The following is a 23,940-nucleotide window of genomic DNA, read 5'->3' as shown; positions in this document are numbered from 1 at the left end:
ACTTAATCTTTACAATGGCTTTATTAAATTATTTAACACAGATTCTAAGTTTTTATTAAAGGGGTTCTCATGAACAACAACAAAGGTTTTACACTAATCGAATTAGTAATCGTAATCGTTATCCTAGGTATTTTAGCTGCAACAGCTGCCCCTAAGTTTATTGACTTAACTGGTGATGCTCGTGGTGCTGTAATTGAAGGTGTTGAAGGTTCAGTAAACTCGGCGGCTGATATTGCTCATGCTAAAGCATTAATAGAAGGTGCAACTGCGGCTTATACGGATGGTTCAACTAATGATTTCATCATGGTTGCAGGCACTAAGATAGAGTTAAACTATGGTTGGCCTACAAATGAGTCTATCGAACTTATGGTAGAGATTTCAGATGAAGAAATTGTTTTTGCTAGTGGCGCACAAGGTACTGGTTCAACGTGGACACACAACGGAGCAACGGATACGGCTAATTGTTTTGTAAATTATGATAACAATGTTGCCAATGCTGAAACTCGACCTTCAGTAGAATCAAAAATAGGTACCGACTTGATTCCAGGCTGTTAATTAAAGTTTAATTTATTATTTTTTTAAACCGCGCTAGTCGCGGTTTTTTTGTATCCGAAAATTAAGTAACATTTAGTAAAGCATGTTTTTTCTGCAATATGCTATAGTCTTAAACTATACTAAAAAAGTTAACTAAGTGATTAATTTATTGGTTAATTTATACCTAACTGAATGTATGCTGTAGTTGATGAGTTGTAATAAATCTAAATCTTCAGGCTTTACCTTAATTGAACTAGTGGTGGTGATTTTAATCATTTCTATTCTAGCGATTACTGCTACGCCAAAATTATTAGGTGTTAGTCATTTCGATTCCTTTGCTTATCGCGATCAGATGGTTTCTAGCCTGCGTTTAATGCAGCAACAAGCCATGCAGCAAACTGACTCTAATGCCTGTCACAGAGTTGTTATTCAAAATAAAGCCTATGGTCGCTCTATTGATTGCGTTTCTACAATTTTTGCAACAAATTGGCAGGATGATAATGTTGGCTTTGCTGTTCCAGCAAGCTCATCAGTAACAATAAATTCTTTAAGTACAAGCACAATAACTTTTGATTCATGGGGAAGGGCATTCGAATGCTCCAACCAATGTGTTATAGAATTTAATAATGTAGATACCGCTAGGCTTTGTATTGAATCTGAGGGCTATGTCCATGCCTGTTAATGCCTCTAAATTCCAACAAGGTTTTACCCTAATAGAGCTGGTTATAGGTATGACTGTTATGGTGGTTGCTATTGGATTTATGATGGCAGCAATGCTGCCAAGAGAAAAGCAAAGTGCCGACCAAATTCATTTAATTCGAGCGGCCGAGCTTGGCCAGTCGTTAATGAATGAAATCACATCCAAATCTTTTGATGAAAATACTGATAGAACTGGCGGTTTACTTAGGTGTAATGAAACAGGCGCTGTTGCTTGTACTGGTTATGATGAATTACGGGCTGAAGCTGGAGAGTCTAGGGCTAATTTTGATGATGTTGATGACTTTAATGGCTTAACTAATTTGAGTGATGCGCTAGGAGAAGACATTGCCCAGCAATACTTTGGCTTTAATGTTAGCGTCAATGTTACCTATGATAATAATTACAATGGCACTTTTGATGCCGGCAGTGATGATTATTCAGGTAATATAATTACCAATACAGATTTAGTTAAAAGAATTACCATTGTGGTAACAACACCTCTTGGTACTCCTATTACATTTGCCAACTACAAGGCAAATATCGAATGATTAGAGCAAAAGGTTTTACCTTAATTGAATTAGTTTTAGTGATAGCTATTTTAGGCATAATATCGGTCGGTTTTGTTGGCTTTATCAATGTCGGCTCTAATGTTTACCAGAATGTTTCTAATCGCGATTCTTTAATTTCGGATGCTAGGTTCGCCGTTGAAAGATTAAATCGTGAACTGCGTAATGCCTTACCTAACTCGATTCGTATTATCGATGATGGCAATCGTCAATGTTTAGAGTTTGTCCCTATCAAAACTAGTCATGTTTATAGCGATATACCTGCCAATGGTGATTTAGCAAGTGCTGATATTGAAGTGATTAAAGCCAGTTCTTTTTATAATTTTAGAAATACTGACCGAGCTGTTGTTTATCCTATAGATGAAAGTGATGCATATGATTTAAGTTTAAATAAAGCGCAGAGAATTAATAGCGTTGATACCACCAATAACACTTGGCAGATCACCCTTGCTAGTGCAACTTCGTTTGCTTCAGATTCTCCTAATCAACACTTATTTATTGTTGGTGAGCCAGTAAGCTATTGTGCTGAAACAGGACGACTTGAGCGATTTTCGTTTTATGGGTTTAATAATGTTCAAACGATCTTAACTGGCGGTGTGTTAATGGCTGAGCATATAGACACTAGTGCTGGTTTGCCTTTTATCTTTGATGCCAAGCAGCAAAGTGATGCCATAGTGCAGGTCAATTTTACTTTCAGTCAGAATAATGAAAGTGTGTTTTTTAGTAATGGAGTGCATATTCAACATGTTCCATAGTAAAACACCTAAACGCCAACATGGCGCGAGTCTAGTCATGGCAGTATTTATGATTGTTGTCTTTAGTGTATTGGCTGCCGTTATGGCAAAAATGATATCTGTATCGAGTGAAACTATTTCGTATGAGGTGCTTGGTACTAGAGCTTATTTAGCTGCAGATACTGGTAACCAATGGGCACAACAAAAACTATTTCCCGTACCAGCATCTAATACTTCTTGTGCGGATGTTAACTCTGCAACTGTGCCAAATATAAACTCTGCTCCTGGATTAATTGGGTGTGCTATCGAAAGTGTGCAATGCCAAGAGTTTACCGAAAATGGAGTAACTTACTTTACCTTAACTACTACTGGCTTGTGTAATGCTGGGAATATTTCCGCCAACCGCACTATTGAAGTTAATGCGAGAGGGCAATAGTGATGAATAAAGTCTTTAAAATTTTATGCATACTTATTAGCGTATTTAGTTCTTTTGTTGCAGTTTCGGGACCTGATGAAACGGTTACTTTAGGTAATTCTGAGCATGTTGGGAAAGTTGTTATCAACGAAGTTAATAATTCTGCAGACTCATATATTGAACTTTATTTTAATGAAGGGGTGGATGTTACTGATTGGACTTTGATTGAAGAAGGCCAAGGTGGGAACGCCCAAACAATTTTTGAAGTATGTAGCTTTGTTGCGGATCCTACTGATTGTAGTTTTTACCCTGCGGGCACATTTTTAATATTATATGACGTTGACTTGCATAATACGCTGCAAGAAATTTTATTAGTAGATACCAATACATTAGATGGGCCAAATGGGACTGATATTCTAGTTCATTACTTACGCTACACTAATAATGATAATTCTGGTGGAGATTGGTCTTTTGAACCAGAAGATCCTGATTCAGGAACTATTGTTGAAAATCCAGGTAATGAGGGCAATATATGTTCTAAACCAGATGGTAGCACGGATCCTGCTAATTGGGGACCTTGCGAAGAGACACCTTTAGAGCCAAATTTACCACCTGATAATATCGGCGTTTTTCAAATTGTCCATGATGGTATTGGTCTTACATGTGAAGCCGAACCTGTTGAGATCAGAGCTTGTACAGATAATACTTGTGGCACTATTGATACCTCAATTACGACAGATGTTACTTTAACGGTAAATGGTATTGGTCAAACAGTTAGTATCGTTAATGGTTATAGTACAGGTGCAAGTTTTGTTTATGTACAGCCAAATACTGCTACATTAGCTCTTGCTAGTGACTATGTTTGTTTAAATACTGGCGATGGCTCTAGCAGTTGTGATGTGATTTTTTCAGATGCTGGTTTTGTTATCGATACAGTTGCATCTCCTTCTTGTGATATTCAGCAGTTACAGCTTCGAGCTGTACAAAAAAATCAAATCACTAATCAATGTGAAGGTGCTTTAGTTGGTGAGAAACTTATCGATTTTGATTTCAATTATAACCTGCCAACTTCAGGAACCAAGCTACCTGTAATGAATGGCTCTGCACTTGCTCAGCCAGGGACTAAAAAGTCATATTTACTTGAATTTGATCAACAAGGTGTGGCGGTTATTAATCAGTTTAGCTATGGAGATGCTGGTAAAATTAATTTAAATTCTAGTTTTACTGAAACCACAGGTGAGTATGCCGGGTTATACCTACAAGGGCAGTCCGAATTAACTTTTTATCCGACTCAGCTTAAAGTTAATGCTAGAAAAAATAACACGGATAATACGTTATTAGATGGTAATGCTAATGAAAAAGCGGGTAATGAGTTTTCAGTATCTATTAGTGCGCAATGTACAGATGGCACAATAACTACAAATTACCAACCACAAACTATTAATGCGATTGAAATAATCACTGAACGTTCGGCGCCAATTGATCCGATTTTAGGTGCTAATGGTACTTTAGTCTTTAATGACAAAATCAACTTAGTGGCTATTGATGGTGATTGGAATAAGGCAGATATAGAGCCAGCTAGCTTTATCTCTGGTGAGTATATCGATAGTACGAGTACTTATTCTGAGGTGGGGTTAATTACCTTAGCTGCAAGGGACATAAATTATTTTGGGCAAAACATCAGTAGTGCTAATCAAACAATAGGTCGATTTACTCCTCATCATTTTATGCAAGTTACCGATATTGATGGCACTTTAACCACAAGTTGTAATGATTTTGCTTACAGCGGAGAAATGGATGCTGCTACGCAAAGTGTAGGTGCAATCCATTATCTAGTCGCTCCTGAGATCCGTATTGAACCATATAACGCTTTTGGCGCCGTAACTAAAAACTACATCAATGAATTTATGATGTTAACACCTTCATCGGTAACGGTTACAGCGCCATTAACTGATCAAGTACAAGTTGGTAAAGATGGATCTTTAGTTGCTTTAACTGCACAGATTAGCGCAGGGGAGATAATGCCTAATGAAACAGCGGTTTTATCAGGAAATGTTAATTATGTATTCAGTGCTATGGACAACTTTGTTTATACAAAAAACAGCAACGCCAAAATAGCTCCATTTATTAGTAGCATCCCATTAGAAATAATTTCCGTTGTTGACAGTGATGGAGTCTCTACAGAGTTTATTGATTTTAATGGTGACCCTGTAAATGCTGTGCAGGCAAGTGTTGCTGCTAGTTTGAATATTAAATTTGGGCGCTGGAACTTACAAGATACTTTTGGCCCTGAAACTGAAAATTTAGCTCAAATAATGCAGTTAGAGTATTTTGATGGTAGTAGTTATTTATTGAATACCCAAGATAATTGTACTGTATTTACAGAGTCATCGATGGTTTTAATTGATTTAGCTGACTTAGATCCTAATAGCACCTCAGTTACTGATGAGACGCCAAGTTCGGTTACTTTTAATGCCGGTGAAACTATAGATTTAGAATTAACAGCCCCTAATGAAGTGGGGAAAATTGGTGTCGGCTATCAAGCGCCAAGTTGGTTGCAGTCTGATTGGTTGAATGAAAATGACTTTAATGAAAATCCTACCGCCGAGGCTACATTCGGACGTTTTAATCAGGGTAAAAGAATCATCAACAAAAAAGAAATAGATAAGTAATAGCTAACGAAATAAGCTTTTAAGCAAAACTACTTAGTGAACTTTAAAAAAATAAATGTAGGTTTTACTAAAATGTACATTTTTTTTCAAAATTTTCTTATTTTCTCGATACATTTATACTGTTACTAGGTTATTATATCTTCAATATTCAAATTTATAGTCACAGTTAACTTTAATGGTTTATCTAGGTGGCTTTTGCACGATAATAAAACTTATCTGTAGCAAACAAAGACAAACAACCAAAGGATCTTACACTCCATGTTTAAATTTTTAAGTGGTATGTTTTCAAACGATTTATCAATCGATTTAGGAACTGCAAATACACTAATCTATGTTAAGGACCAAGGTATCGTTCTTGATGAGCCTTCAGTAGTTGCTATTCGACAAGATCGCAGTGGTAACAAAACTGTTGCTGCTGTAGGTACTGCCGCTAAGCAAATGCTAGGTCGTACTCCAGGTAATATCGAAGCAATCCGTCCGATGAAGGATGGCGTTATTGCTAACTTCTTTGTTACTGAAAAAATGCTACAACACTTTATTAAACAAGTGCACTCAAATAATTTCTTACGTCCAAGTCCTCGCGTTTTAGTATGTGTTCCTTGTGGTTCTACTCAGGTTGAGCGACGTGCGATTAAAGAGTCAGCTTCTGGTGCTGGTGCTCGTGATGTTTATTTAATTGATGAGCCAATGGCTGCCGCTATAGGTGCAGACTTACCAGTTTCTGCTGCAACAGGTTCAATGGTTGTTGATATCGGTGGTGGTACTACCGAAGTTGGTATCATTTCACTAAATGGTTTAGTTTACTCTTCATCAGTGCGTATTGGTGGTGATAAATTTGATGATGCAATTATCAATTACGTGCGTCGTAATTTTGGTAGCTTAATTGGTGAAGCAACAGCTGAACGCATTAAGAAAGAAATTGGTAGTGCATACCCAGGTGAAGAGTTAATTGAAATTGAAGTGCGTGGTCGTAACCTAGCTGAAGGTGTACCTCGTAGCTTTACACTAAACAGCAATGAAATTTTAGAAGCATTACAAGAGCCATTAACAGGTATTGTAAGTGCAATTATGGTTGCTTTAGAGCAGTCACCACCAGAGCTAGCTTCAGATATTTCTGAACGCGGTATGGTGTTAACTGGCGGTGGTGCATTATTAAAAGATTTAGATCGTTTATTAGCTGAAGAAACTGGCATTCCAGTTATTGTTGCCGATGATCCATTAACGTGTGTTGCACGTGGTGGCGGTAAAGCTCTTGAGATGATTGATATGCATGGCGGCGATTTATTCGCATACGAGTAATTTTTAACAGCCGGTGTAAACCGGCTGAGCGAGAAATATGAATCCCATTTTTCTTGATGGATATTCCAGCCATAGGCGGATAATGTTAGCGCTTGTTTTATCAAGCGTTTTCATTTATTGCGACCATAAATTAGCAAGTTTTGAGGTGGCCCGGGGCTACTTACAATCTCTTGTTAGTCCTTTGCAGTACATTGCAAATAGTCCGAAACAATTAATGGACTACGCTTCAGAAAATATTGTCTCTCGAAAACAGTTGATGGCTGAAAATCAACGCTACCAAAGACAAGAACTTTTACTTAAAGAAAAACTACTGCAACTTGATATTCTTAGTCAGGAAAATCAGCGCTTACGTCAACTATTAGCTTCACCGGTACGTAGTGACTATAAAAAAATGGTTGCTGAAATCCTTGCTGTTGACAGTGATCCGTATTCGCATCAGGTGGTAATTAACCGTGGCAATACCGATGGTTTATTTGAAGGCCAGCCAGTAATTGATGAAAATGGTGTCGTCGGGCAAATTTTACATGTAGGGGTTAATACCTCAAGGGTATTACTACTTAGTGATATTACTCACGCTATCCCGTTAAGGGTGCATCGTAATGGCGTAAGAGTTATTGCTAAAGGTACTGGCAGTGTAACTAAGATGGAAGTTGAAAATATTCCTCATTCCACCGATATCAAAGCCGGCGATTTATTAGTAACTTCTGGATTAGGTGGGAAATTCCCGGAAGGCTACCCTGTTGCCGAAGTGACCTATGTTTCTGATAATTCAAACCGCGAATTTGCACGTATACAAGTTAAACCACTCGTTGAGTTAAATCGGTTGCGCTATTTATTATTATTATGGCCGAATGAAAAAGTATCGGTAAGCGCTGACAAAACAGTGGCAAAGGTGACAGATGAAAGCAAGAAGTAATAATTTTGTCATATGGATAACCATTATCGTGTCTTTGATGCTAACGATAATGCCTTTGCCGATTGGTTTTGATGAATTTAGACCTAACTGGACATTATTAGTATTGATTTATTGGGTATTGGCGCTGCCTACTCGGGTTAACGTACTACTTGCTTGGTTAATAGGTTTTATAATAGACGTTTTACTTGGTTCGGTTTTAGGGGTAAATGCCTTTGCAACAGCTTTAGTTGTTTATGTGACGGTTAATAATTTCCAAAAAATTCGCAACTTTTCCCTATTGCAACAATCCATCATTGTTGGTGTATTTATTGCCTTATACCACTTAACTGTCTTTTGGATACAGCGTTTTGTTATTGATGTTGATTTTTCGATAAGTTACTTAAAACCGGTATTAACCAGTATGCCGATATGGCCAGTGGTATTTTTATTATTGCGTAAGATTCGACGCCAATTTCAGGTGCATTAATTATGCTTTATTTAGCGTCTAAATCTCCTCGCCGGAAAGAGCTACTCGAGCAAATACAGATAGAGTTTAGCTTAGTAGATGCGTCTATCAATGAACAAGTAAATGATGATGAATCGGCGGTTGAATTTGTTTGCCGCATGGCCAAAGAAAAAGCTCAAGCTGGCTGGGAAAAGCTAGACGAGACAGATAGTGCTACTTGGGTCTTAGGCTCTGATACGGTTGTTGTATGTGCAGATAGAATTTTAGGTAAACCAAAAGATTTTACTCATAGCAAAGAAATGTTGCAGCTTCTATCTGGTAATCAACATCAAGTGATCACAGCTATATCTATAGTTCAAGGAAATACTATCTATACTGAATATGTGAGTACTGCTGTTTATTTTAGAGATATACCTGAGGCAGAAATAGTAAGTTATTGGCAATCTAATGAACCGCAAGACAAAGCTGGTAGTTATGGCATTCAAGGTATCGGTGGCAAGTTTGTTAAGCGCATTGAAGGTAGTTACTCTGCGGTTGTTGGTCTGCCACTATATGAAACAGAACAGTTGCTTAACAAAGCAAATACTAATTTTAATAAAGGAATTCAATGAGCGGCGAATTACTCATCAACGTAACTCCAAGTGAAACCCGAGTTGCTTTAATCGAAAATGGTACCCTACAAGAAGTACATATTGAGCGAAATGCTAAACGCGGCATAGTCGGCAATATTTATTTAGGTAAAATTATTCGTGTTTTACCTGGTATGCAAGCAGCTTTTGTTGATATCAATTTAGACAAGGCAGCCTTTTTGCACGCCTCAGATATCCGTACCCGATTAATCACTAATCAAGAAACGAGCGAAAATGAAGTACCCGATATCAGAAGCCTAGTTCATGAAGGCCAATACGTGATGGTGCAAGTGGTTAAAGACCCATTAGGTACTAAAGGTGCTCGTCTAACTACAGATATTACCGTCGCATCAAGATATTTAGTGATGATGCCAAACTCAAATCATACCGGTATATCGCAGCGCATCGAAGGTGAAAAAGAACGTCAGCGTTTGAAAAAAATTGTTAGCCCATACTGTGATGAAGAAAGTGGCTTTATTGTTCGAACAGCTGCTGAAGGTGTAGGCGATGATGAGCTTGATCACGATGCGCAGTTTTTGCGCCGAGTGTGGACTAAAGTGGCAGAGCGTAAAAAACGTAAACAAACTAATTTACCGCTTTATCAAGACTTATTTTTAGCATGCCGAATTATTCGCGATTTCGTTGGTACTGGCTTAGAAAGAATAAGAGTCGACTCAAAGTTAACATACGAAGAACTTGTTAAATTTACCGAAGAGTTTGTGCCTGAAATAAGACCTATTATTGAATACTACCCGGGCGAAAGGCCGATTTTTGATTTGTTCTCAGTTGAAGCTGAAATTCAAAAAGCGTTGAAGCGAAAGGTAGAGCTTAAATCGGGTGGTTACCTTATTATTGACCAAACCGAAGCTATGACCACTATCGATATAAATACCGGAGCTTTTGTTGGTCATCGTAATCTAGAAGAGACTATTTTTAATACCAATATTGAAGCTACTCAGGCAATTGCTAGGCAACTACGCTTACGTAATTTAGGTGGCATCATCATTGTTGATTTTATCGATATGAGCAACAACGAGCATAAAAAGCGTGTGCTACATAGTCTCGATGTTGCCATGAGCAAAGATAAAGTCAAATACAGTCTAAGTAACTTCTCAGCTCTTGGCTTAGTTGAAATGACGCGTAAGCGCACAAGAGAAAGCCTTGAACACGTTTTATGTGGTGAGTGCCCTGTCTGTGATGGCCGAGGTAATTTAAAAACAGTAGAAACAGTTTGTTTTGAGATCTTAAGAGAAATTGTTCGAGTCAATCGTGCCTATGACTCAGATAAGTTTATTGTCTACGCTTCACCAAAGGTTAGTGAATCTTTAATTGATGATGAATATCACCATCTAGCTGAGTTAGAAGTCTTTATTGGTAAACAAATAAAAGTACAAACCGAAACTATGTATAACCAAGAGCAATTTGACGTGGTGATGATGTAGTGAAAACTTTTTGGGGACACGCTAATACTTGGCTTAGCCGCCTTTATAAAACCTTAGCTATTCTATTGGTAGTATTCGCTGTTCTGTTAAGTGCTGCACGTATTCTTTTGCCTTATGCTGATAATTATAAGGAAGATGTAGAGGAGTACATAAACTCTGCATATGAGGGCGATATTGAAATCGGTGAGCTTTCAGCTGGCTGGCGCAACTTTGGCCCAACCTTAGTTGTAAGAGATGTCGTATTATCAAATTCTTCTTCATTAAATATTAGTGTTGAAGAAGTTAACCTCGGCTTAGATTTTTGGGGAAGCGTTCAAGCTCAAAAAGTTAAAGCTAAAAATTTAACTTTAGTTGGAGCATTGATCAATCTAGATCAAAGCCAACTAACCGCAGGCAGTCAAACACAAAGCACTCAAACCGCAGAAGATTTAGATATTATTTCAGATCTGTTGTTGCAACAAATTAAGCGTTTTTCAGTACTTGATAGTAAAATCATTATTAAAAACTCTCTCAAAAAACGCACATTTAATATCAGTAAGTTAGCTTGGCATAATGATGGCACGAGTCACAAAGGTATAGGTAAAATAGAAATCGATGGCTTATCCCAAGATACTGCCAAGCTTGTTGTTGAATTAAACGGTACCGTGTTAAGTGACTTAAATGGCCAAATTTATATTGAAGGTAATAATATAGATTTAACCGGTTGGTTTATTAAGTTGTTGGGCGATAAGCATGATCAAATTGGCTCAAACATTAACTTTCAGTCTTGGGTGCAAATTAATCAAGGTAGCTTAACCAATATTGAGTTAGCTCTTGGCGAAACATCTTTCTCTTGGTTGAGCTTTGAACAGCAGCATAAATTAACTATTCCTAAAGCTCATGTTAGCTTATACCGTGATGGTCTAACGTCTAATTTCTTTGCGCAATCTTCAAATATTGAAGTTGACTTTAATGGTACTCCTTGGACTGAGTTTTATATTCAAACACAGTATCAACGTGATTCAATCGAATCTTATATTTCAGCCGTATCTCTTGATAATCTCTGGCAGTTATACCCCATTCTCGAAGAGAACTTTCCGACGTTAGCTGAGTTTTCCAAACTACATTTAAGTGGTGACTTAGAAAATATCCACTTAAAAACGACGCTTGATGGCATACAAGCAAAAGTTGATTTAAATAGCTTAGCTTGGCAGTACGCAAATAATATACCTGGCATAAGTGGTGTTAGTGGTGAGGTACTTTATGCTGAAAATAAACTGGCGTTAAACATCAATGCGAAAAATTCAGCATTAGATTTTAATCAGCACTTTTCTCGCCCTATACCTTTTAATGATTTAAACGCAGAAGTTAATGCCTATTGGAATGACTCTACATGGACTCTTGCTGTTAAAGATATCGGCCTTTCATCAGATGAACTTAACTTACAAGGTTCAGTTCAATACTTTCAACCTGAAAATGGCTCTGGTGAATTAGGCATCTTTGCTTACCTAGACCGTGCTCAAGCTGACCAAGCGCAATACTATTTACCTCTATCAATTATGTCGGATAGCTTGGTTGATTATTTAAATGCGGCAATAAAATCCGGCCAAGGCAAACAGGTTGCTGTGTTATTTAATGGCCCAGTGTCTAATTTTCCATTTATCGATAATAGCGGGATTTTTGTTGTTGATGCCGATCTTGAACAAGCTGAATATGAGTTTGTTGAGGGGTGGCCAGCAATTACTGGTGGCGATGTAAACTTAAACTTTACCAATGATTCGATGCTAATCACTGCTAATGATGGTGACTTAAACGGTGTTAATACCAAAGATGTTGTTGTTGGTATTGAATCACTTAGCGGTGAGTCTATTCTTACCGTTCGCGCGCCTGTTACTGCACAAGTTAGTGATATTCAAAATCTTATGCTTGCCAGTCCGATGGCCGATAGTGTCGGTAAAGTACTCGAGTTTATTGGTCCACAAGGATTGGTTAATGGTAGCTTTGCTTTAGATGTGCCTCTTGCCGATACTGATAACACGGTGGCAAAAGGGGTTATTGATTTAAACGACAATCAGGTTTTTCTATCAGCTCCTGAAATGGAGTTTAAACAAATAAGTGGCCAATTAACCTTTGTAAATGAAAAAATAACCACCAAAGATTTTAATGTTATTTGGCGTGGTTTGCCAATTGCGATGAATGTTAATGGCTACCATCAAAATGATGCTTATAAACTTAGTATCGACCTAGATGGTCAGTGGCAACCTAATCATTATTTGGGACAAATCCCTGACCCTTTAAAGTCTTATGTTGATGGTAAATTAGATTGGCAGGGTAAACTAAATATTAATGTGCCAGATGATGGGCCGTTTAGTTATAAGGTCGACCTAAACTCGGATTTAGTTAATGCGCAACTGTTATTACCGCAACCATATGATAAAACTATTGGTACTATGGTTAAGCTTAGCGCTAATGTTAGTGGTGATGAAGAGCATTCGATGATAGAGGCAAAGCTGGGTAATAATCTGCACTTTTATGGTAGCTTGAATCATCAACAAACTGCGTTTACACGCTCGCACCTAGTGTTAGGTGATGAAGCTATGCTGTTACCTATTTCAGGTTTTCATATAACCACAAATTTAGCCCAGATAAATTATCAACAGTGGCATGAACTTGTCTTTAATATTATTGATAGTATCCCAGAATCTGATCCAAGCTTAGCCGATGCCGCAAGTAAACCATTAATAGGCATTCCAGAGCGAATTAGAGGCAGTTTATTTGGTGCTGATTTTTATGGGCAACAAATCACCGATATATCATTTAATTTACTCAATCGAACTAACTCTTGGGTATTACAGCTCAATACCGATCAAATTCGCAGTCGCTTTAAATTTTACCATGACTTTAAGACAAAAGGCTTGGAAGTGGATGCCGACTTTATTCACCTTATCGAGCAGGTAAAAAATGACACTAACGATGAAAACAGCACAGATACAGCTGATACAGCTGAGCCGGTAGGGTCGACATTATTACCTGATGATATTCCGCCGATTAAGTTTTATTGTAAGAGTTGTAAGTACAGTATGTTAGATTTTGGTGAGGTTAATTTCACCCTTGCTAGAAACGCTATTAATAGCGTTGAGCTAACAGAGTTTATTGCTAAAAGAAAAGGCAACGAAGTTAACTTTACTGGTAATTGGCTTAAAGATCCTACGCAAAATACAACATCTATTCAGGGCATATTTAAAACTAATGACTTAGAAAAAGAAATTGAAGCCTTTGATTTAGAATCAGGAATAAAAGACAGTGGCTTAACCAGTAATTTTGATTTGAACTGGCAGGGTGATCCACAGCAATTTAATTTTGCTTCGTTAAATGGTCAGTTAAACGTTAAACTCGACGATGGTTATCTTGCTGATGTCGATGATAAAGGCGCTCGTTTACTGTCAATTTTCAGCTTCCAATCTTTAGTAAGAAAGTTAAGTTTGGACTTTAGAGATATATTCTCTAACGGTATGTTCTATGAAGATATGAAAGGTAACTTTACCGTAGTTGATGGCGTTATCTATACCGATGACGTTGAGGTTGACGCAACAGCGGGCAAGTTAAAAGTGCAAGGTAATACTAACTTAGTTAATAATCAGCTCGATTATAAGATGTCGTTTGCTCCTAAGGTAACTTCAAGTTTGCCTGTGATTGTCTCATGGATGGTAAACCCTGTGGTTGGAATTGCCGCACTGGTTGCCGATAAAGTGATTGAGAAAGCAGAAGTTATATCGGTAATAAACTTTGAGTTAACCGGCACGGTTGATGAACCTAATTTTAAAGAGGTAGACCGTAAGAGCCGAGATATTAATGTTGGCAAAAGTAAACCCGATGCGGTGCCTGAACCGAATCAAAGCGGAGGTCAATAATGTCTACCAGCAAAAGCAAAGCTAGACTTACAGCAATTCAAATGCATTCAGTACCTGATGTCGATGAGAATTTACAGGCAATACGTGCAATATTAGAAAACTTAACAAATGAATATGGCCATAACCCAGAACATTTAGTGGTTTTGCCTGAGGCTTGCCTTTATTTTGGTGGCCGGGATAAAGACCAATTAAGTATTAGTGAAGATTTAGGCACTGGTCATATGCAAGAAAGCCTAGCGCAATTGGCTAAAGAGTTCTCCATCTATTTATCAGCAGGCACTATTCCATTAAATACTAATGTGGACAATAAGTTTTCAGCTAGTAACTTATTATTTGGTCCTCAAGGTGAGTTGTTGGATGATTATCAAAAAATTCATTTATTTGATGTTGATGTTAACGATAATAAAAAATCATATCGTGAATCCTTATTTACTGTTCCTGGTGAAAAGGTTGTTATCAGTCAACTAGATAATATAAAGCTAGGAATGACTGTTTGTTATGATTTAAGGTTTCCTGAGCTATATAGAGCCCTAAGGGGAAAAGGTGCTAATGTTATTGCTAACTCAGCGGCTTTTACCAAAGTAACAGGTCGAGCTCATTGGCAGGCTTTACTGCAAGCTAGGGCAATCGAAAACCAAGTCTATATGGTTGCCGCTGGCCAAGTTGGCACCCATCAAAATGGTAAAGAAACATACGGGCATTCAATGATAGTTAACCCTTGGGGTGAGATTGTTGCCATAAAAGAAGAAGGTACTGGTTATATCAGCGTTGAACTTGAGCCTGAGCTCATTAGTAAAGTCCGAGCAGATATTCCGGTAAACGAACATAATCAATTTTCAGTAACTTTGAATAAGTAACGGTATTTATAATGAATCTTGTTGAACAAGAATTACTTACAGCTTGCCAGTTAGGGCAAGAAGATTTAAACCAAACATTAGCCCACATTTGTCAGCGCAATATCGATTTTGCCGACTTATATTTCCAATCGTCGAGCCATGAATCATGGATGTTAGAAGATGGTATCGTCAAAGATGGTTCGTATAATATCGAACGCGGTGTTGGGGTTCGAGCTATTAGTGGTGAAAAAACCGGTTTTGCTTATTCTGATGACATAAACGCCCACGCTTTAATGCAAGCAGCCACTGCTGCACGGGGTATAGTGCAAGACGATAAAACACAAAGCGTTAAAGCATTTAGTCGTCAAAGTGATATTCAGTTATATACTGAAATTGACCCTTTATCGACATTAAGCCAAGAACAAAAAATTAATCTATTACACGAAGTTGAAGCGCATGCTCGAGCCCACGATTCTCGTGTTAAACAAGTTATTGTTAGCTTGTCTGGCGTTTATGAGAAGATCTTAGTTGCAGCAAGTGACGGCACTTTCGCTACTGATATTCGCCCTTTAGTTCGCTTAAATTGTTCAGTATTAGTTGAGCAAGGCGGTCGCCGCGAACGAGGCAGTTCTGGTGGCGGTGCTCGTACCGGTTATAGTTACTTTTTTGATGTTGAACATGGCAAGACTCGTTTTTGTCACTACGCTGAAGAAGCGGTAAGGCAAGCTCTAGTTAACTTAGACGCAATTGACGCACCTGCAGGCATGTTACCTGTAGTATTAGGATCAGGTTGGCCTGGGGTGTTATTACATGAAGCGGTTGGTCATGGCTTAGAAGGTGACTTTAACCGTAAAGGCGCTTCTGCGTTTTCAGGTAAAGTTGGCCAGAAAGTGGCGTCAGAGCATTGTACAATTGTTGATGATGGTACCTTAAACGATCGTCGAGGCTCTGTCGCTATAGATGATGAAGGTACGCCAGGGCAATACAATGTACTGATCGAGAAAGGTATCCTTAAAGGTTATATGCAAGATAAGCACAATGCGTCGTTAATGGGAGTTAAACCAACAGGTAATGGCCGCCGTGAATCTTACGCTCATTTACCTATGCCACGCATGACTAATACTTATATGTTAGCCGGTGAGTATGAACCTGATGATATTATCAAATCAGTTAAAAAAGGCATTTATGCACCTAACTTTGCTGGCGGCCAGGTTGATATTACCTCTGGTAAATTTGTATTTACAACTGCCGAGGCTTATTTGATTGAGGATGGCAAAATTACCGCACCAGTTAAAGGCGCAACATTAATTGGTAATGGTCCTGAAGCTATGCTGAAGGTAAGTATGGTTGGCAATGATTTATCATTAGATAGCGGCGTTGGTGTTTGTGGTAAAGATGGTCAAAGTATACCGGTAGGTGTTGGCCAGCCCACACTGAAAGTTGATGAAATGACCATTGGCGGCACTCAGTAGCTTATTCTATTAGGGCAGCCTAAAACAAAAAAGCAGAGTAATTATCACTCTGCTTTTTAGTTTTCGATTCAAAGTAAGTTTAGCTAAACTTAAATTTCAAAAGTTACATTTTCTTTTAAGTATTTAAATAGTTCTTTGTAGCTTTTCCCAAGCTTTTCAGTTTTAACTTCTTTTGCTGCTTGGCGGACAAGTTGGCGTAAACGCTGGCGTTCAAAACCTTCATATTCAGCTAAAAGCTCTTCAATTTTATCATTGCCCTGAGCGATAAGCTCATTACGTAGGTCATCTAAAATAGAGATCTTATGCTTTTCGTAAGAATGTTTATTGTTAATCTTATCTAAACCAGACTTAATAGCTTCAATATCTACTTCTGCCAATAACTTAGCTAAAAAACGTATGTTACGGCTATAGGCATCATGTTTGCCTTTAATTTTATCTGCTAAACGTAGAGCCGCATCGATTTCTTCGTTTAAAGGAAGTTTTTCCCTTTGTGCTACTTTTAAGTCTGCAAGATCTGATGCAAGTTGCTGAATTTCTCTAGCATCTTTTTTCAACTCAGCTCGGCTTACATAGATGATTTCTTCATCTTCAATTGGTTCAACAGGTTTTTTGCGCATACTCTTCTGCATATTTAAATGATGTTGCGCTAATTATACACCATTAACAGACGTATTTTAATCCACTTATTCAAGCTGTGTGATATGCTAACCATATTATTAATTTAAGCGCTGTATTTTTTCGTGTTAATAAAATGCAGCCTGTTTTCTGAAAAGTAATTATGGCCAAAATAGAATCAATGGATAACTCAATTTCGCAAGTAAAAGAACGCGTTGCGAAAGTTTTAGAACTTGCTACAAAGTTGGGCGCAGATAGCGTTGAAGTATCAATGAGTAAGCAGCAAGGATTGAGTGTTTCAACTCGTCTTGGTGAAGTCGACACGGTAGAGTTTACCAATGATGGAGCGTTAGGGTTAACGGTTTATAAAGAAGGGCGTAAGGGCTCAGCTTCAACGGCTGATTTATCTGAGCAAGCGCTAGAGCAATCGGTTCAGGCCGCGATTAATATTGCTAAATACACATCAGTTGATGAATTCTCAGGATTAGCAGATAAAGAATTATTAGCTTATACAGTTAAAGATCTAGATTTATATCACCCAGCGGATATTTCAACAGAAAAAGCCATTGCCATAGCAACCGAAGCTGAAATGGCGGCATTAGAGCATGACAAGCGTTTAACAAACTCTGACGGTGCTAATTTTGCCAGTTATGAAGGCTTTAAGGTATATGGTAACAGCCATGGTCAATTAGTTGGTTACCCAAGTACTCGACACAGCTTAAGTTGTATGATGATAGCTTCACAAGACGATGACATGCAAAGAGATTACAGTTATGCGGTAAGTCGAGATTATAATGAATTAACAGCCCCTAAAATAGTTGGTGTTGAGTCTGCAAAAGCTGCTGTGAGTCGTCTAGGTAGCCAAAAGCTTGCTACTGGTAAAGTGCCTGTTATGTTTCGTGCCGATATAGCCAATAGTTTATTTGGCCACTTTATCTCGGCTATTAGTGGTGGAAACTTATATCGTGATTCTTCATTTTTACTTAACTCAATCGGTAAAGATGTTTTTTCATCACATTTAAATATATCTGAGCGACCACATTTACTAAAAGGACTAGCGAGTTCGTCTTTTGATAGTGAAGGTGTTGCTACCCATGATCGAGAAATTATCACCGACGGTGTATTACAGTCGTACCTATTAACTAGCTATTCAGCTCGCAAATTAGGTTTAACTACAACAGGTAATGCTGGCGGTATTCATAACTGGCAAATCTCTGCTAATGGTGGCGACTTTGATGCAATGTTAAAAACTTTAGGTACTGGTTTGTTAGTGACTGAGTTAATGGGCCAAGGCGTTAATGTTGTCAATGGCGACTACTCTCGTGGTGCGGCAGGTTTTTGGGTGGAAAATGGTGAAATAGCATACCCAGTTGCTGAAATTACTATTGCTGGCAATTTAAAGGATATCTTTAAATCAGTCGTAGCAACAGGTGCCGATTTTGATGAGCGTGGCAGCATAAGAACGGGCTCAATTATTATTGAAGAAATGCAGGTTTCTGGTCAGTAATTAGTTAACCATCACGCAATGAAAAATAGGAACCTTAGGTTCCTATTTTTTGTTTAATGAAAGTGATGTTCTAATAATACACAGTTTACTGGAGGGGTAATAAACTGTGAACACCCAACCTTATAAAAAGCGCCGTCATCCTTGAGGAGCACTAGCGACATCAGGGACCTCCTGACGCGTGCTGTGATTTGAAAAATTTTATATAGATAGGCTGTGAATTATGGAGATCCCGTGTCTCGCTTAGGCTCGCACAGGATGACGGTGTACTTGTTTGTGACTGGAAGCTGGTATACTTTTACTAGCCTAACAGTAAGGTTGCCGTACCTAAGAAAGCAAATATACCCACTACATCAGTAACCGTAGTAAGAATTACACTACCTGCTAGAGCAGGATCTATATTTAGTTTCTTTAAAAATAGCGGTATGGTCACCCCTGCAATACCTGCAGCGGTTAAGTTCATTAACATCGCGAATGCTATGATCCCACCTAAGGTTAAATCTTGCTTCCATATAGCAACTATACCAGCAATAAATATTGCCCAAATTAAGCCGTTTAAAAAGCCGATAGCTAATTCTTTGGTTAATATGGCACGAGCATTATTATCACCGATATGACCTAGAGCCATACCACGAATAACCAGAGTTAATGTTTGTCCACCAGCTACGCCACCCATACTTGGTACTAAGGTGTTAAGTACCGCTAAAATAGCCATTTGCGCTAATATATCTTCGAAAAAGCTAGAAACCATAACCGCAGCTAATGCAGTAAATAAGTTAACGCCTAGCCAAATAGAGCGTTGCTGGGTACTTTTTAGTACAGGAGCGAAAGTATCAGCTTCGTCATCTAAACCAGCCATACTCATCATCGAGTGCTCGGCATCTTCACGGATAACATCAATAACGTCATCAATGGTGATACGGCCAAGTAGGCGACCGCTGTCATCAATAACAGGGGCTGACAACCAATCATGACGCTCAAACAGTGTAGCAACTTCGGTCTCATCCATTTCTGCAGGGATCGGAACCGTATCGTAATCTGTGATATCTTCGATGGATTGTTCAGGTGCTGCGGTAATGAGCTTAGCTAAGGTTACCGAGCCAACAAATTTATCATTACGAGCCACTACATAAAGTGAATCTGTTGCGTCGGGTAAGTCACCTCTAAGTCGTAAATAACGTAATACCACATCAACGGTTACGTCTGGCCTTACCGTGATGGTATCTGTATTCATGATACCGCCGGCGGTGTCTTCCTCATAAGATAGAGCTTGTTCAACTCGCGTTCTATCTTGACTGTCCATCGAGTTAAGTACTTCTTGATAGACAGAATCTGGTAGTGTTCTTAAAACTTCGGCAAGGTCATCTATATCCATGCCTTCGACGACAGCAGCAACCTTTTCAGGCTGCATATCTTTAAGAATGCCTTTACGAACTTCTTCTGAAAGCTCTTCTAGGATCTCACCGTGTAAATCAGGATCGGTAAGTTGCCATAAAATATTTCTGCTACGAGCGGGGGAGGATTCTAATAGTAAGGCAATATCAAAGGCGGGCATATTCTGGAACATTTTACGCACATACACAAACATACCGCTTTGCAAAGCGGTATTGATTTCGAGTAAACGTTTTTGACTTATTTCTTGTTCAGATGTATCCGGCATGTTCCACCCTGTGCCGATGCTAACTTATTTCAATTTATGAACATAAGTTTATCGTAAGTTATTATTTTTATCAGCTTTTTTGCAAAAAATATCAAGGTGTCAGAGTTGTTGAAACAAGGTTCAACAACTCTGACACCTTGATATTTACTCACCTTCATCAAACTTATTAGAAAACAATGTGCATATTGCTTGCATTGCTTGCTTAGCTTCATCACCTTCGGCAACAATATTTACTTCTTTACCTTGGCTTCCTGTAAGTAACATTAACCCCATGATAGAGTCGGCGGTTGCTGATTTTTGCTCGACAGTAAGAGTTATCTTAGCTTGATAATTTTGACTCAATTTAGCTAACTTAGTCGCAGCTCGAGCATGTAAACCTAACTTGTTTTCAATAATTACCGTTTGCTCTACTAAGGTCATTTCTTTGATAATTCTCGGTGATGGATTTGGATCTCTTTACCTTCTTTGGTAAATTGCTGAGCCAATGTTTCAGCAATATAAACACTGCGATGCTGGCCGCCGGTACAACCAATAGCTATGGTTAAATAAGAGCGGTTATTACGTTCTAAATGTGGCAACCATGTCATCATAAAGCTATTAATCTGCCACACAAATTTAGTAACCAGTGGTTGGTTTCCTAAAAATTCCTGAACTGGTTGATCTAAGCCGTTATAGGTTTTTAAACCCTCTTCCCAGAAAGGGTTAGGGAGGAAGCGAGCATCAAAAACATAATCTGCTTCTGTAGGCACGCCATATTTAAAACCAAATGACTCTAAGACGATAACCATAGAGCCAGTTTTACGCCCTAAGATACGTTCTCGTACCAGATCTGCTAACTGATGAGGCGTAAGTAGTGAGGTATTTATATATAAGCTTGCTCTTGATGCAACGGGCTCGAGTAGTTTTTTCTCAAGCGCTATTGCTTGATCAAGTGCCATATTTTTACGAACTAATGGATGTAAACGTCTGGTTTCACTAAAGCGGCGAATCAGCTCGGCATCATCAGCGTCAAGATAAAGTACATTTAACTCAACCGATTCGGGTAGGTAATCGAGAATCTCTTTTATATCTTGAGGGTCTTGTGGCAGGTTACGAACATCTAAAGATACTGCAACATTTTCGTATTCATTAATAACCGTATGAGTTAAAGCCGGAAGCAAGTTAACTGGAATGTTATCAACACAATAATAGCCTAAATCTTCAAGAACCCTTAGAGCTACTGATTTACCTGAGCCTGAACGGCCACTGACGATTAAAAGTTTCATATAGTCTTCTTATGGATGAATTACAGCGTTATAAAGCTGTTGAGATGTTTGGCATTTACGAACTTTTTTACAGGTTTCTTTGTCACTAAATACTTTGGCAATATTAGCCAAGGTTTCTATATGTTGTTGACAATTATCTGCAGGAACAAATATGGCAAAAAATATATCGACAGGCTTATCATCGATTGCATCAAATACAATAGGTTTATCGGTAGTAATAAGCACCGCGACTACTGCATTGGTATTGGTTAATCGGCCATGCGGTATTGCAATGCCTTTACCAATTCCGGTGCTCGATAGCTTTTCTCGAGCCATTAAACTCATTAATAACTCTTTTTCAGAAGTGTTACTGATTTTACTTGCTGCAATAGCGCTAATTTGCTCAAGGATATTTTTTTTACTTTTCCCTACTGCTGAACACACAGTACAATCTAGGGTCAAAATTTGTTCTAAATTCATAATTTTATTATTTTTGCTAATGGCTCGATAATTTATCTTTGTGTTTAATAACTTGACGATCGAGTTTATCAATTAAGCTATCTATGGATGCGTACATATCTTCACTGTCTGCGGATGCAAATATTTCACCAGCATTAACATTAAGAGTGGCTTCAGCAATTTGCTTTAATTTTTCTACTTTTAATACTACATATACATTATTTATATGATCAAAATGTCGCTCTAATTTTTGTAATTTAGACTCCACATATGCACGCATAGATGGTGTAACTTCAACATGATGACCAGATAGATTGATTTGCATAACTGTATCCTTAATTTACAAGTGAAAAACTACTAATATTAAATAAGACTCTTACGTTGATTTGAAGGTGGTATACCAAGAGATTCGCGGTATTTGGCAACCGTTCTCCTAGCCACGTTAATACCTTGCTCCGCTAATAAAGTAGCCATTTTGCTATCGCTTAATGGCTTACTCGCAATTTCAGCATCAACTAATTTTTTAATTATAGCCCGTATTGCTGTAGAAGAGCATTCTCCTCCAGTTTCTGTACTAACATGACTTGAAAAGAAATATTTCAATTCAAATATGCCTCTCGGGGTGTGCATATATTTTTGCGTGGTAACTCGAGATATAGTTGATTCATGCATTTCAACAGCTTCAGCTATATCGTTTAATACCATAGGGCGCATAGCTTCAGGGCCATGTTCAAAAAATGCATTTTGCCTTTGTACTATGCAGTTCGATACTTTTAATAAAGTATCATTGCGACTTTCTAATGATTTGATAAACCATTTTGCTTCTTGTAAATGCGAGCGTACAAATTGATTATCGGCACTTGAACCACCTTGAGTCAGACTTGCGTACTGTTGGTTAATTCCTAATTTAGGTGCCGTATCAGGGTTTAATTCAACTACCCAGCGGCCATTCTTTTTAAAGACACTTACGTCTGGCACGATATACTGCTCATCACTTGTGACGATCGCATCACCAGGTCTTGGGTTTAGGCTATGGATAAGCTGCATTACTTCTTTTAGCTGTGGCTCTTTTAGCTTAGTTTTGCGCATGATTGTGCGAAAATCACGGTTACCTAATAAGTCGATGTGCTCACAAACAACAAGTTTTGCTTCTTCAATAAATGGTGTATCAGCACAAAACTGATCTAACTGGATACGTAAGCAGTCGGAAATCGATTGAGCACCAACACCAATGGGATCGAACATATGAATCCGTTTTAAGACTGCTTCTACTTCATCTAATTCTATTTCGTCATCGCCCATACTTTGAAGTATGTCTTCAACGGTTACTGTTAAGTAGCCGCTGTCATCAATTGCGTCGATTATAGCCGTTGCGATTGCTCTGTCATTATCAGAAAAGGGAGTCAATTCCATCTGCCAAGTCAGGTGATCATGGATAGATTCGCTTGTTTCACCTTGATATGAATAATCATCATCTGGAGCAGATTTTATGCCTGTATTTGATGTTCCCGCGCTAAAACTTTCGTCCCAAGTTGTATCAACTGAAAGTTCTTCAGGGATATCTTGTTGATTCAATGCTTCAACGGTGGATATTTCGTCTTGGGTTGGGGTTGAGTCTTCACTACCATCGCTTAAGCTAGTAGGTTTTTCCGCACTGTCTTTATCAAAATTATCATTAACTTCATCCGCAGGTGCTGACTCATCAACTTCTAATAAAGGATTACTATCTAGGGCTTCTTGGATCTCTTGTTGTAGATCTAACGTCGAAAGTTGCAGCAGTTTTATTGCCTGCTGCAATTGTGGGGTCATGGTTAAATGTTGCCCCATTCGGAGCTGAAGACTAGGTCTCATTTGTTACTAATATTCCAATAATATTGTTAGGGATATTTTAATGCGCCTAACGAGTATT

Annotated in this window: 22 protein-coding genes; 15 read left to right on the top strand and 7 right to left on the bottom strand. The window is 38.3% G+C overall.

What is annotated here, in order from left to right; all coding sequences use genetic code 11:
* Positions 1-69: 69 nt before the first annotated feature.
* The 14 genes from FNN08_RS16610 (at position 70) to tldD (ending at position 16,549) form a co-directional block, all read left to right on the top strand.
* On the top strand, positions 70-555 hold the full coding sequence (locus tag FNN08_RS16610) for a type II secretion system protein (RefSeq protein WP_143587440.1): 486 nt from the start codon (positions 70-72) through the stop codon (positions 553-555).
* A 187-nt stretch (positions 556-742) separates the two neighbouring features.
* Entirely contained in the window at positions 743-1,216 is a 474-nt protein-coding gene (locus FNN08_RS16605) for a type II secretion system protein (protein ID WP_143587439.1), read from the top strand.
* Positions 1,206-1,781 carry a prepilin-type N-terminal cleavage/methylation domain-containing protein gene (locus tag FNN08_RS15700; RefSeq protein ID WP_143587438.1) on the top strand — a complete coding sequence of 192 codons (576 nt, stop codon included), beginning with the start codon at positions 1,206-1,208 and terminating at the stop codon, positions 1,779-1,781. Before FNN08_RS16605 ends, FNN08_RS15700 begins: the two co-directional genes overlap by 11 nt.
* A complete protein-coding gene (locus FNN08_RS15695) occupies positions 1,778-2,554 on the top strand; it encodes a type II secretion system protein J (RefSeq protein WP_143587437.1) in 777 nt (258 codons plus the stop codon). Before FNN08_RS15700 ends, FNN08_RS15695 begins: the two co-directional genes overlap by 4 nt.
* Positions 2,544-2,969: a hypothetical protein gene (locus FNN08_RS15690; RefSeq protein ID WP_143587436.1), complete on the top strand. Its 426-nt coding sequence runs from the start codon at positions 2,544-2,546 to the stop codon at positions 2,967-2,969. Before FNN08_RS15695 ends, FNN08_RS15690 begins: the two co-directional genes overlap by 11 nt.
* 2 nt (positions 2,970-2,971) lie before the next feature.
* Complete coding sequence (locus FNN08_RS15685; RefSeq protein ID WP_143587435.1) at positions 2,972-5,620, top strand: DUF6701 domain-containing protein; 2,649 nt, start codon at positions 2,972-2,974, stop codon at positions 5,618-5,620.
* Positions 5,621-5,878: 258 nt separating this feature from the next.
* Positions 5,879-6,919 carry a rod shape-determining protein gene (locus FNN08_RS15680; RefSeq protein ID WP_143587434.1) on the top strand — a complete coding sequence of 347 codons (1,041 nt, stop codon included), beginning with the start codon at positions 5,879-5,881 and terminating at the stop codon, positions 6,917-6,919.
* A gap of 37 nt (positions 6,920-6,956) precedes the next feature.
* A complete protein-coding gene (gene mreC, locus FNN08_RS15675) occupies positions 6,957-7,835 on the top strand; it encodes a rod shape-determining protein MreC (RefSeq protein WP_143587433.1) in 879 nt (292 codons plus the stop codon).
* Complete coding sequence (gene mreD, locus FNN08_RS15670) at positions 7,819-8,301, top strand: rod shape-determining protein MreD (RefSeq protein ID WP_143587432.1); 483 nt, start codon at positions 7,819-7,821, stop codon at positions 8,299-8,301. Before mreC ends, mreD begins: the two co-directional genes overlap by 17 nt.
* 2 nt (positions 8,302-8,303) lie before the next feature.
* Positions 8,304-8,891, top strand: a complete 588-nt coding sequence (locus tag FNN08_RS15665; RefSeq protein ID WP_143587431.1) for a Maf family protein — start codon at positions 8,304-8,306, stop codon at positions 8,889-8,891.
* Positions 8,888-10,351: a ribonuclease G gene (gene rng / locus FNN08_RS15660; protein WP_143587430.1), complete on the top strand. Its 1,464-nt coding sequence runs from the start codon at positions 8,888-8,890 to the stop codon at positions 10,349-10,351. The genes FNN08_RS15665 and rng overlap by 4 nt, the downstream gene beginning before the upstream one ends.
* Positions 10,351-14,241, top strand: coding sequence for a YhdP family protein (locus tag FNN08_RS15655; RefSeq protein ID WP_143587429.1), 3,891 nt, complete (start codon positions 10,351-10,353; stop codon positions 14,239-14,241). The genes rng and FNN08_RS15655 overlap by 1 nt, the downstream gene beginning before the upstream one ends.
* Positions 14,241-15,098 carry a carbon-nitrogen hydrolase family protein gene (locus FNN08_RS15650; protein ID WP_143587428.1) on the top strand — a complete coding sequence of 286 codons (858 nt, stop codon included), beginning with the start codon at positions 14,241-14,243 and terminating at the stop codon, positions 15,096-15,098. Before FNN08_RS15655 ends, FNN08_RS15650 begins: the two co-directional genes overlap by 1 nt.
* Before the next feature lie 11 nt (positions 15,099-15,109).
* The gene (gene tldD, locus FNN08_RS15645; protein WP_143587427.1) at positions 15,110-16,549 is read left to right on the top strand and encodes a metalloprotease TldD; all 1,440 of its coding nucleotides are present in this window, start codon (positions 15,110-15,112) and stop codon (positions 16,547-16,549) included.
* Between the two features lie 89 nt (positions 16,550-16,638).
* On the opposite strand, the gene yjgA is transcribed toward tldD, so the two are convergent.
* On the bottom strand, positions 16,639-17,166 hold the full coding sequence (yjgA, locus tag FNN08_RS15640) for a ribosome biogenesis factor YjgA (protein ID WP_143587426.1): 528 nt from the start codon (positions 17,164-17,166) through the stop codon (positions 16,639-16,641).
* Positions 17,167-17,327: 161 nt separating this feature from the next.
* Between yjgA and pmbA the strand changes: the two genes are divergently transcribed.
* Positions 17,328-18,671: a metalloprotease PmbA gene (gene pmbA, locus FNN08_RS15635; RefSeq protein ID WP_143587425.1), complete on the top strand. Its 1,344-nt coding sequence runs from the start codon at positions 17,328-17,330 to the stop codon at positions 18,669-18,671.
* Positions 18,672-18,969: 298 nt separating this feature from the next.
* On the opposite strand, the gene mgtE is transcribed toward pmbA, so the two are convergent.
* The 6 genes from mgtE to FNN08_RS15605 all read right to left on the bottom strand — a co-directional run bounded on the left by mgtE (position 18,970) and on the right by FNN08_RS15605 (position 23,882).
* Positions 18,970-20,328, bottom strand: a complete 1,359-nt coding sequence (gene mgtE, locus FNN08_RS15630; RefSeq protein WP_143587424.1) for a magnesium transporter — start codon at positions 20,326-20,328, stop codon at positions 18,970-18,972.
* Positions 20,329-20,472: 144 nt separating this feature from the next.
* Positions 20,473-20,748, bottom strand: a complete 276-nt coding sequence (locus FNN08_RS15625) for an HPr family phosphocarrier protein (RefSeq protein WP_143587423.1) — start codon at positions 20,746-20,748, stop codon at positions 20,473-20,475.
* Positions 20,745-21,593, bottom strand: coding sequence for an RNase adapter RapZ (gene rapZ / locus FNN08_RS15620; RefSeq protein ID WP_143587422.1), 849 nt, complete (start codon positions 21,591-21,593; stop codon positions 20,745-20,747). The genes FNN08_RS15625 and rapZ overlap by 4 nt, the downstream gene beginning before the upstream one ends.
* Positions 21,594-21,602: 9 nt before the next feature.
* Positions 21,603-22,052 carry a PTS IIA-like nitrogen regulatory protein PtsN gene (ptsN, locus tag FNN08_RS15615; protein ID WP_143587421.1) on the bottom strand — a complete coding sequence of 150 codons (450 nt, stop codon included), beginning with the start codon at positions 22,050-22,052 and terminating at the stop codon, positions 21,603-21,605.
* A 16-nt stretch (positions 22,053-22,068) separates the two neighbouring features.
* A complete protein-coding gene (gene hpf / locus FNN08_RS15610; protein ID WP_143587420.1) occupies positions 22,069-22,356 on the bottom strand; it encodes a ribosome hibernation promoting factor in 288 nt (95 codons plus the stop codon).
* A 38-nt stretch (positions 22,357-22,394) separates the two neighbouring features.
* Positions 22,395-23,882, bottom strand: a complete 1,488-nt coding sequence (locus FNN08_RS15605) for an RNA polymerase factor sigma-54 (RefSeq protein WP_143587419.1) — start codon at positions 23,880-23,882, stop codon at positions 22,395-22,397.
* Positions 23,883-23,940 lie beyond the last annotated feature (58 nt).

This window comes from Thalassomonas sp. M1454 (assembly GCF_007097525.1).
In the GTDB taxonomy this organism is placed as follows: Bacteria; Pseudomonadota; Gammaproteobacteria; order Enterobacterales; family Alteromonadaceae; genus Thalassotalea_A.
Note: the sequence above shows the minus strand (reverse complement) of the source record. Positions and strands in the feature narration are given on the sequence as shown.

What these genes read in the sequence shown, in the direction of transcription:
- FNN08_RS15695 (WP_143587437.1), top strand. Translation starts at nt 1,778, where the DNA reads ATGATTAGAGCAAAAGGTTTTACCTTAATTGAATTAGTTTTAGTGATA.
- rapZ (WP_143587422.1), bottom strand. Translation starts at nt 21,593, where the DNA reads ATGAAACTTTTAATCGTCAGTGGCCGTTCAGGCTCAGGTAAATCAGTA.
- FNN08_RS15700 (WP_143587438.1), top strand. Translation starts at nt 1,206, where the DNA reads ATGCCTGTTAATGCCTCTAAATTCCAACAAGGTTTTACCCTAATAGAG.
- ptsN (WP_143587421.1), bottom strand. Translation starts at nt 22,052, where the DNA reads ATGAATTTAGAACAAATTTTGACCCTAGATTGTACTGTGTGTTCAGCA.
- mreC (WP_143587433.1), top strand. Translation starts at nt 6,957, where the DNA reads ATGAATCCCATTTTTCTTGATGGATATTCCAGCCATAGGCGGATAATG.
- FNN08_RS15680 (WP_143587434.1), top strand. Translation starts at nt 5,879, where the DNA reads ATGTTTAAATTTTTAAGTGGTATGTTTTCAAACGATTTATCAATCGAT.
- mgtE (WP_143587424.1), bottom strand. Translation starts at nt 20,328, where the DNA reads ATGCCGGATACATCTGAACAAGAAATAAGTCAAAAACGTTTACTCGAA.
- rng (WP_143587430.1), top strand. Translation starts at nt 8,888, where the DNA reads ATGAGCGGCGAATTACTCATCAACGTAACTCCAAGTGAAACCCGAGTT.
- FNN08_RS15690 (WP_143587436.1), top strand. Translation starts at nt 2,544, where the DNA reads ATGTTCCATAGTAAAACACCTAAACGCCAACATGGCGCGAGTCTAGTC.
- hpf (WP_143587420.1), bottom strand. Translation starts at nt 22,356, where the DNA reads ATGCAAATCAATCTATCTGGTCATCATGTTGAAGTTACACCATCTATG.
- tldD (WP_143587427.1), top strand. Translation starts at nt 15,110, where the DNA reads ATGAATCTTGTTGAACAAGAATTACTTACAGCTTGCCAGTTAGGGCAA.
- yjgA (WP_143587426.1), bottom strand. Translation starts at nt 17,166, where the DNA reads ATGCGCAAAAAACCTGTTGAACCAATTGAAGATGAAGAAATCATCTAT.
- FNN08_RS15605 (WP_143587419.1), bottom strand. Translation starts at nt 23,882, where the DNA reads ATGAGACCTAGTCTTCAGCTCCGAATGGGGCAACATTTAACCATGACC.
- FNN08_RS15665 (WP_143587431.1), top strand. Translation starts at nt 8,304, where the DNA reads ATGCTTTATTTAGCGTCTAAATCTCCTCGCCGGAAAGAGCTACTCGAG.
- FNN08_RS15685 (WP_143587435.1), top strand. Translation starts at nt 2,972, where the DNA reads ATGAATAAAGTCTTTAAAATTTTATGCATACTTATTAGCGTATTTAGT.
- FNN08_RS15625 (WP_143587423.1), bottom strand. Translation starts at nt 20,748, where the DNA reads ATGACCTTAGTAGAGCAAACGGTAATTATTGAAAACAAGTTAGGTTTA.
- pmbA (WP_143587425.1), top strand. Translation starts at nt 17,328, where the DNA reads ATGGCCAAAATAGAATCAATGGATAACTCAATTTCGCAAGTAAAAGAA.
- mreD (WP_143587432.1), top strand. Translation starts at nt 7,819, where the DNA reads ATGAAAGCAAGAAGTAATAATTTTGTCATATGGATAACCATTATCGTG.
- FNN08_RS15650 (WP_143587428.1), top strand. Translation starts at nt 14,241, where the DNA reads ATGTCTACCAGCAAAAGCAAAGCTAGACTTACAGCAATTCAAATGCAT.
- FNN08_RS16605 (WP_143587439.1), top strand. Translation starts at nt 743, where the DNA reads ATGAGTTGTAATAAATCTAAATCTTCAGGCTTTACCTTAATTGAACTA.
- FNN08_RS16610 (WP_143587440.1), top strand. Translation starts at nt 70, where the DNA reads ATGAACAACAACAAAGGTTTTACACTAATCGAATTAGTAATCGTAATC.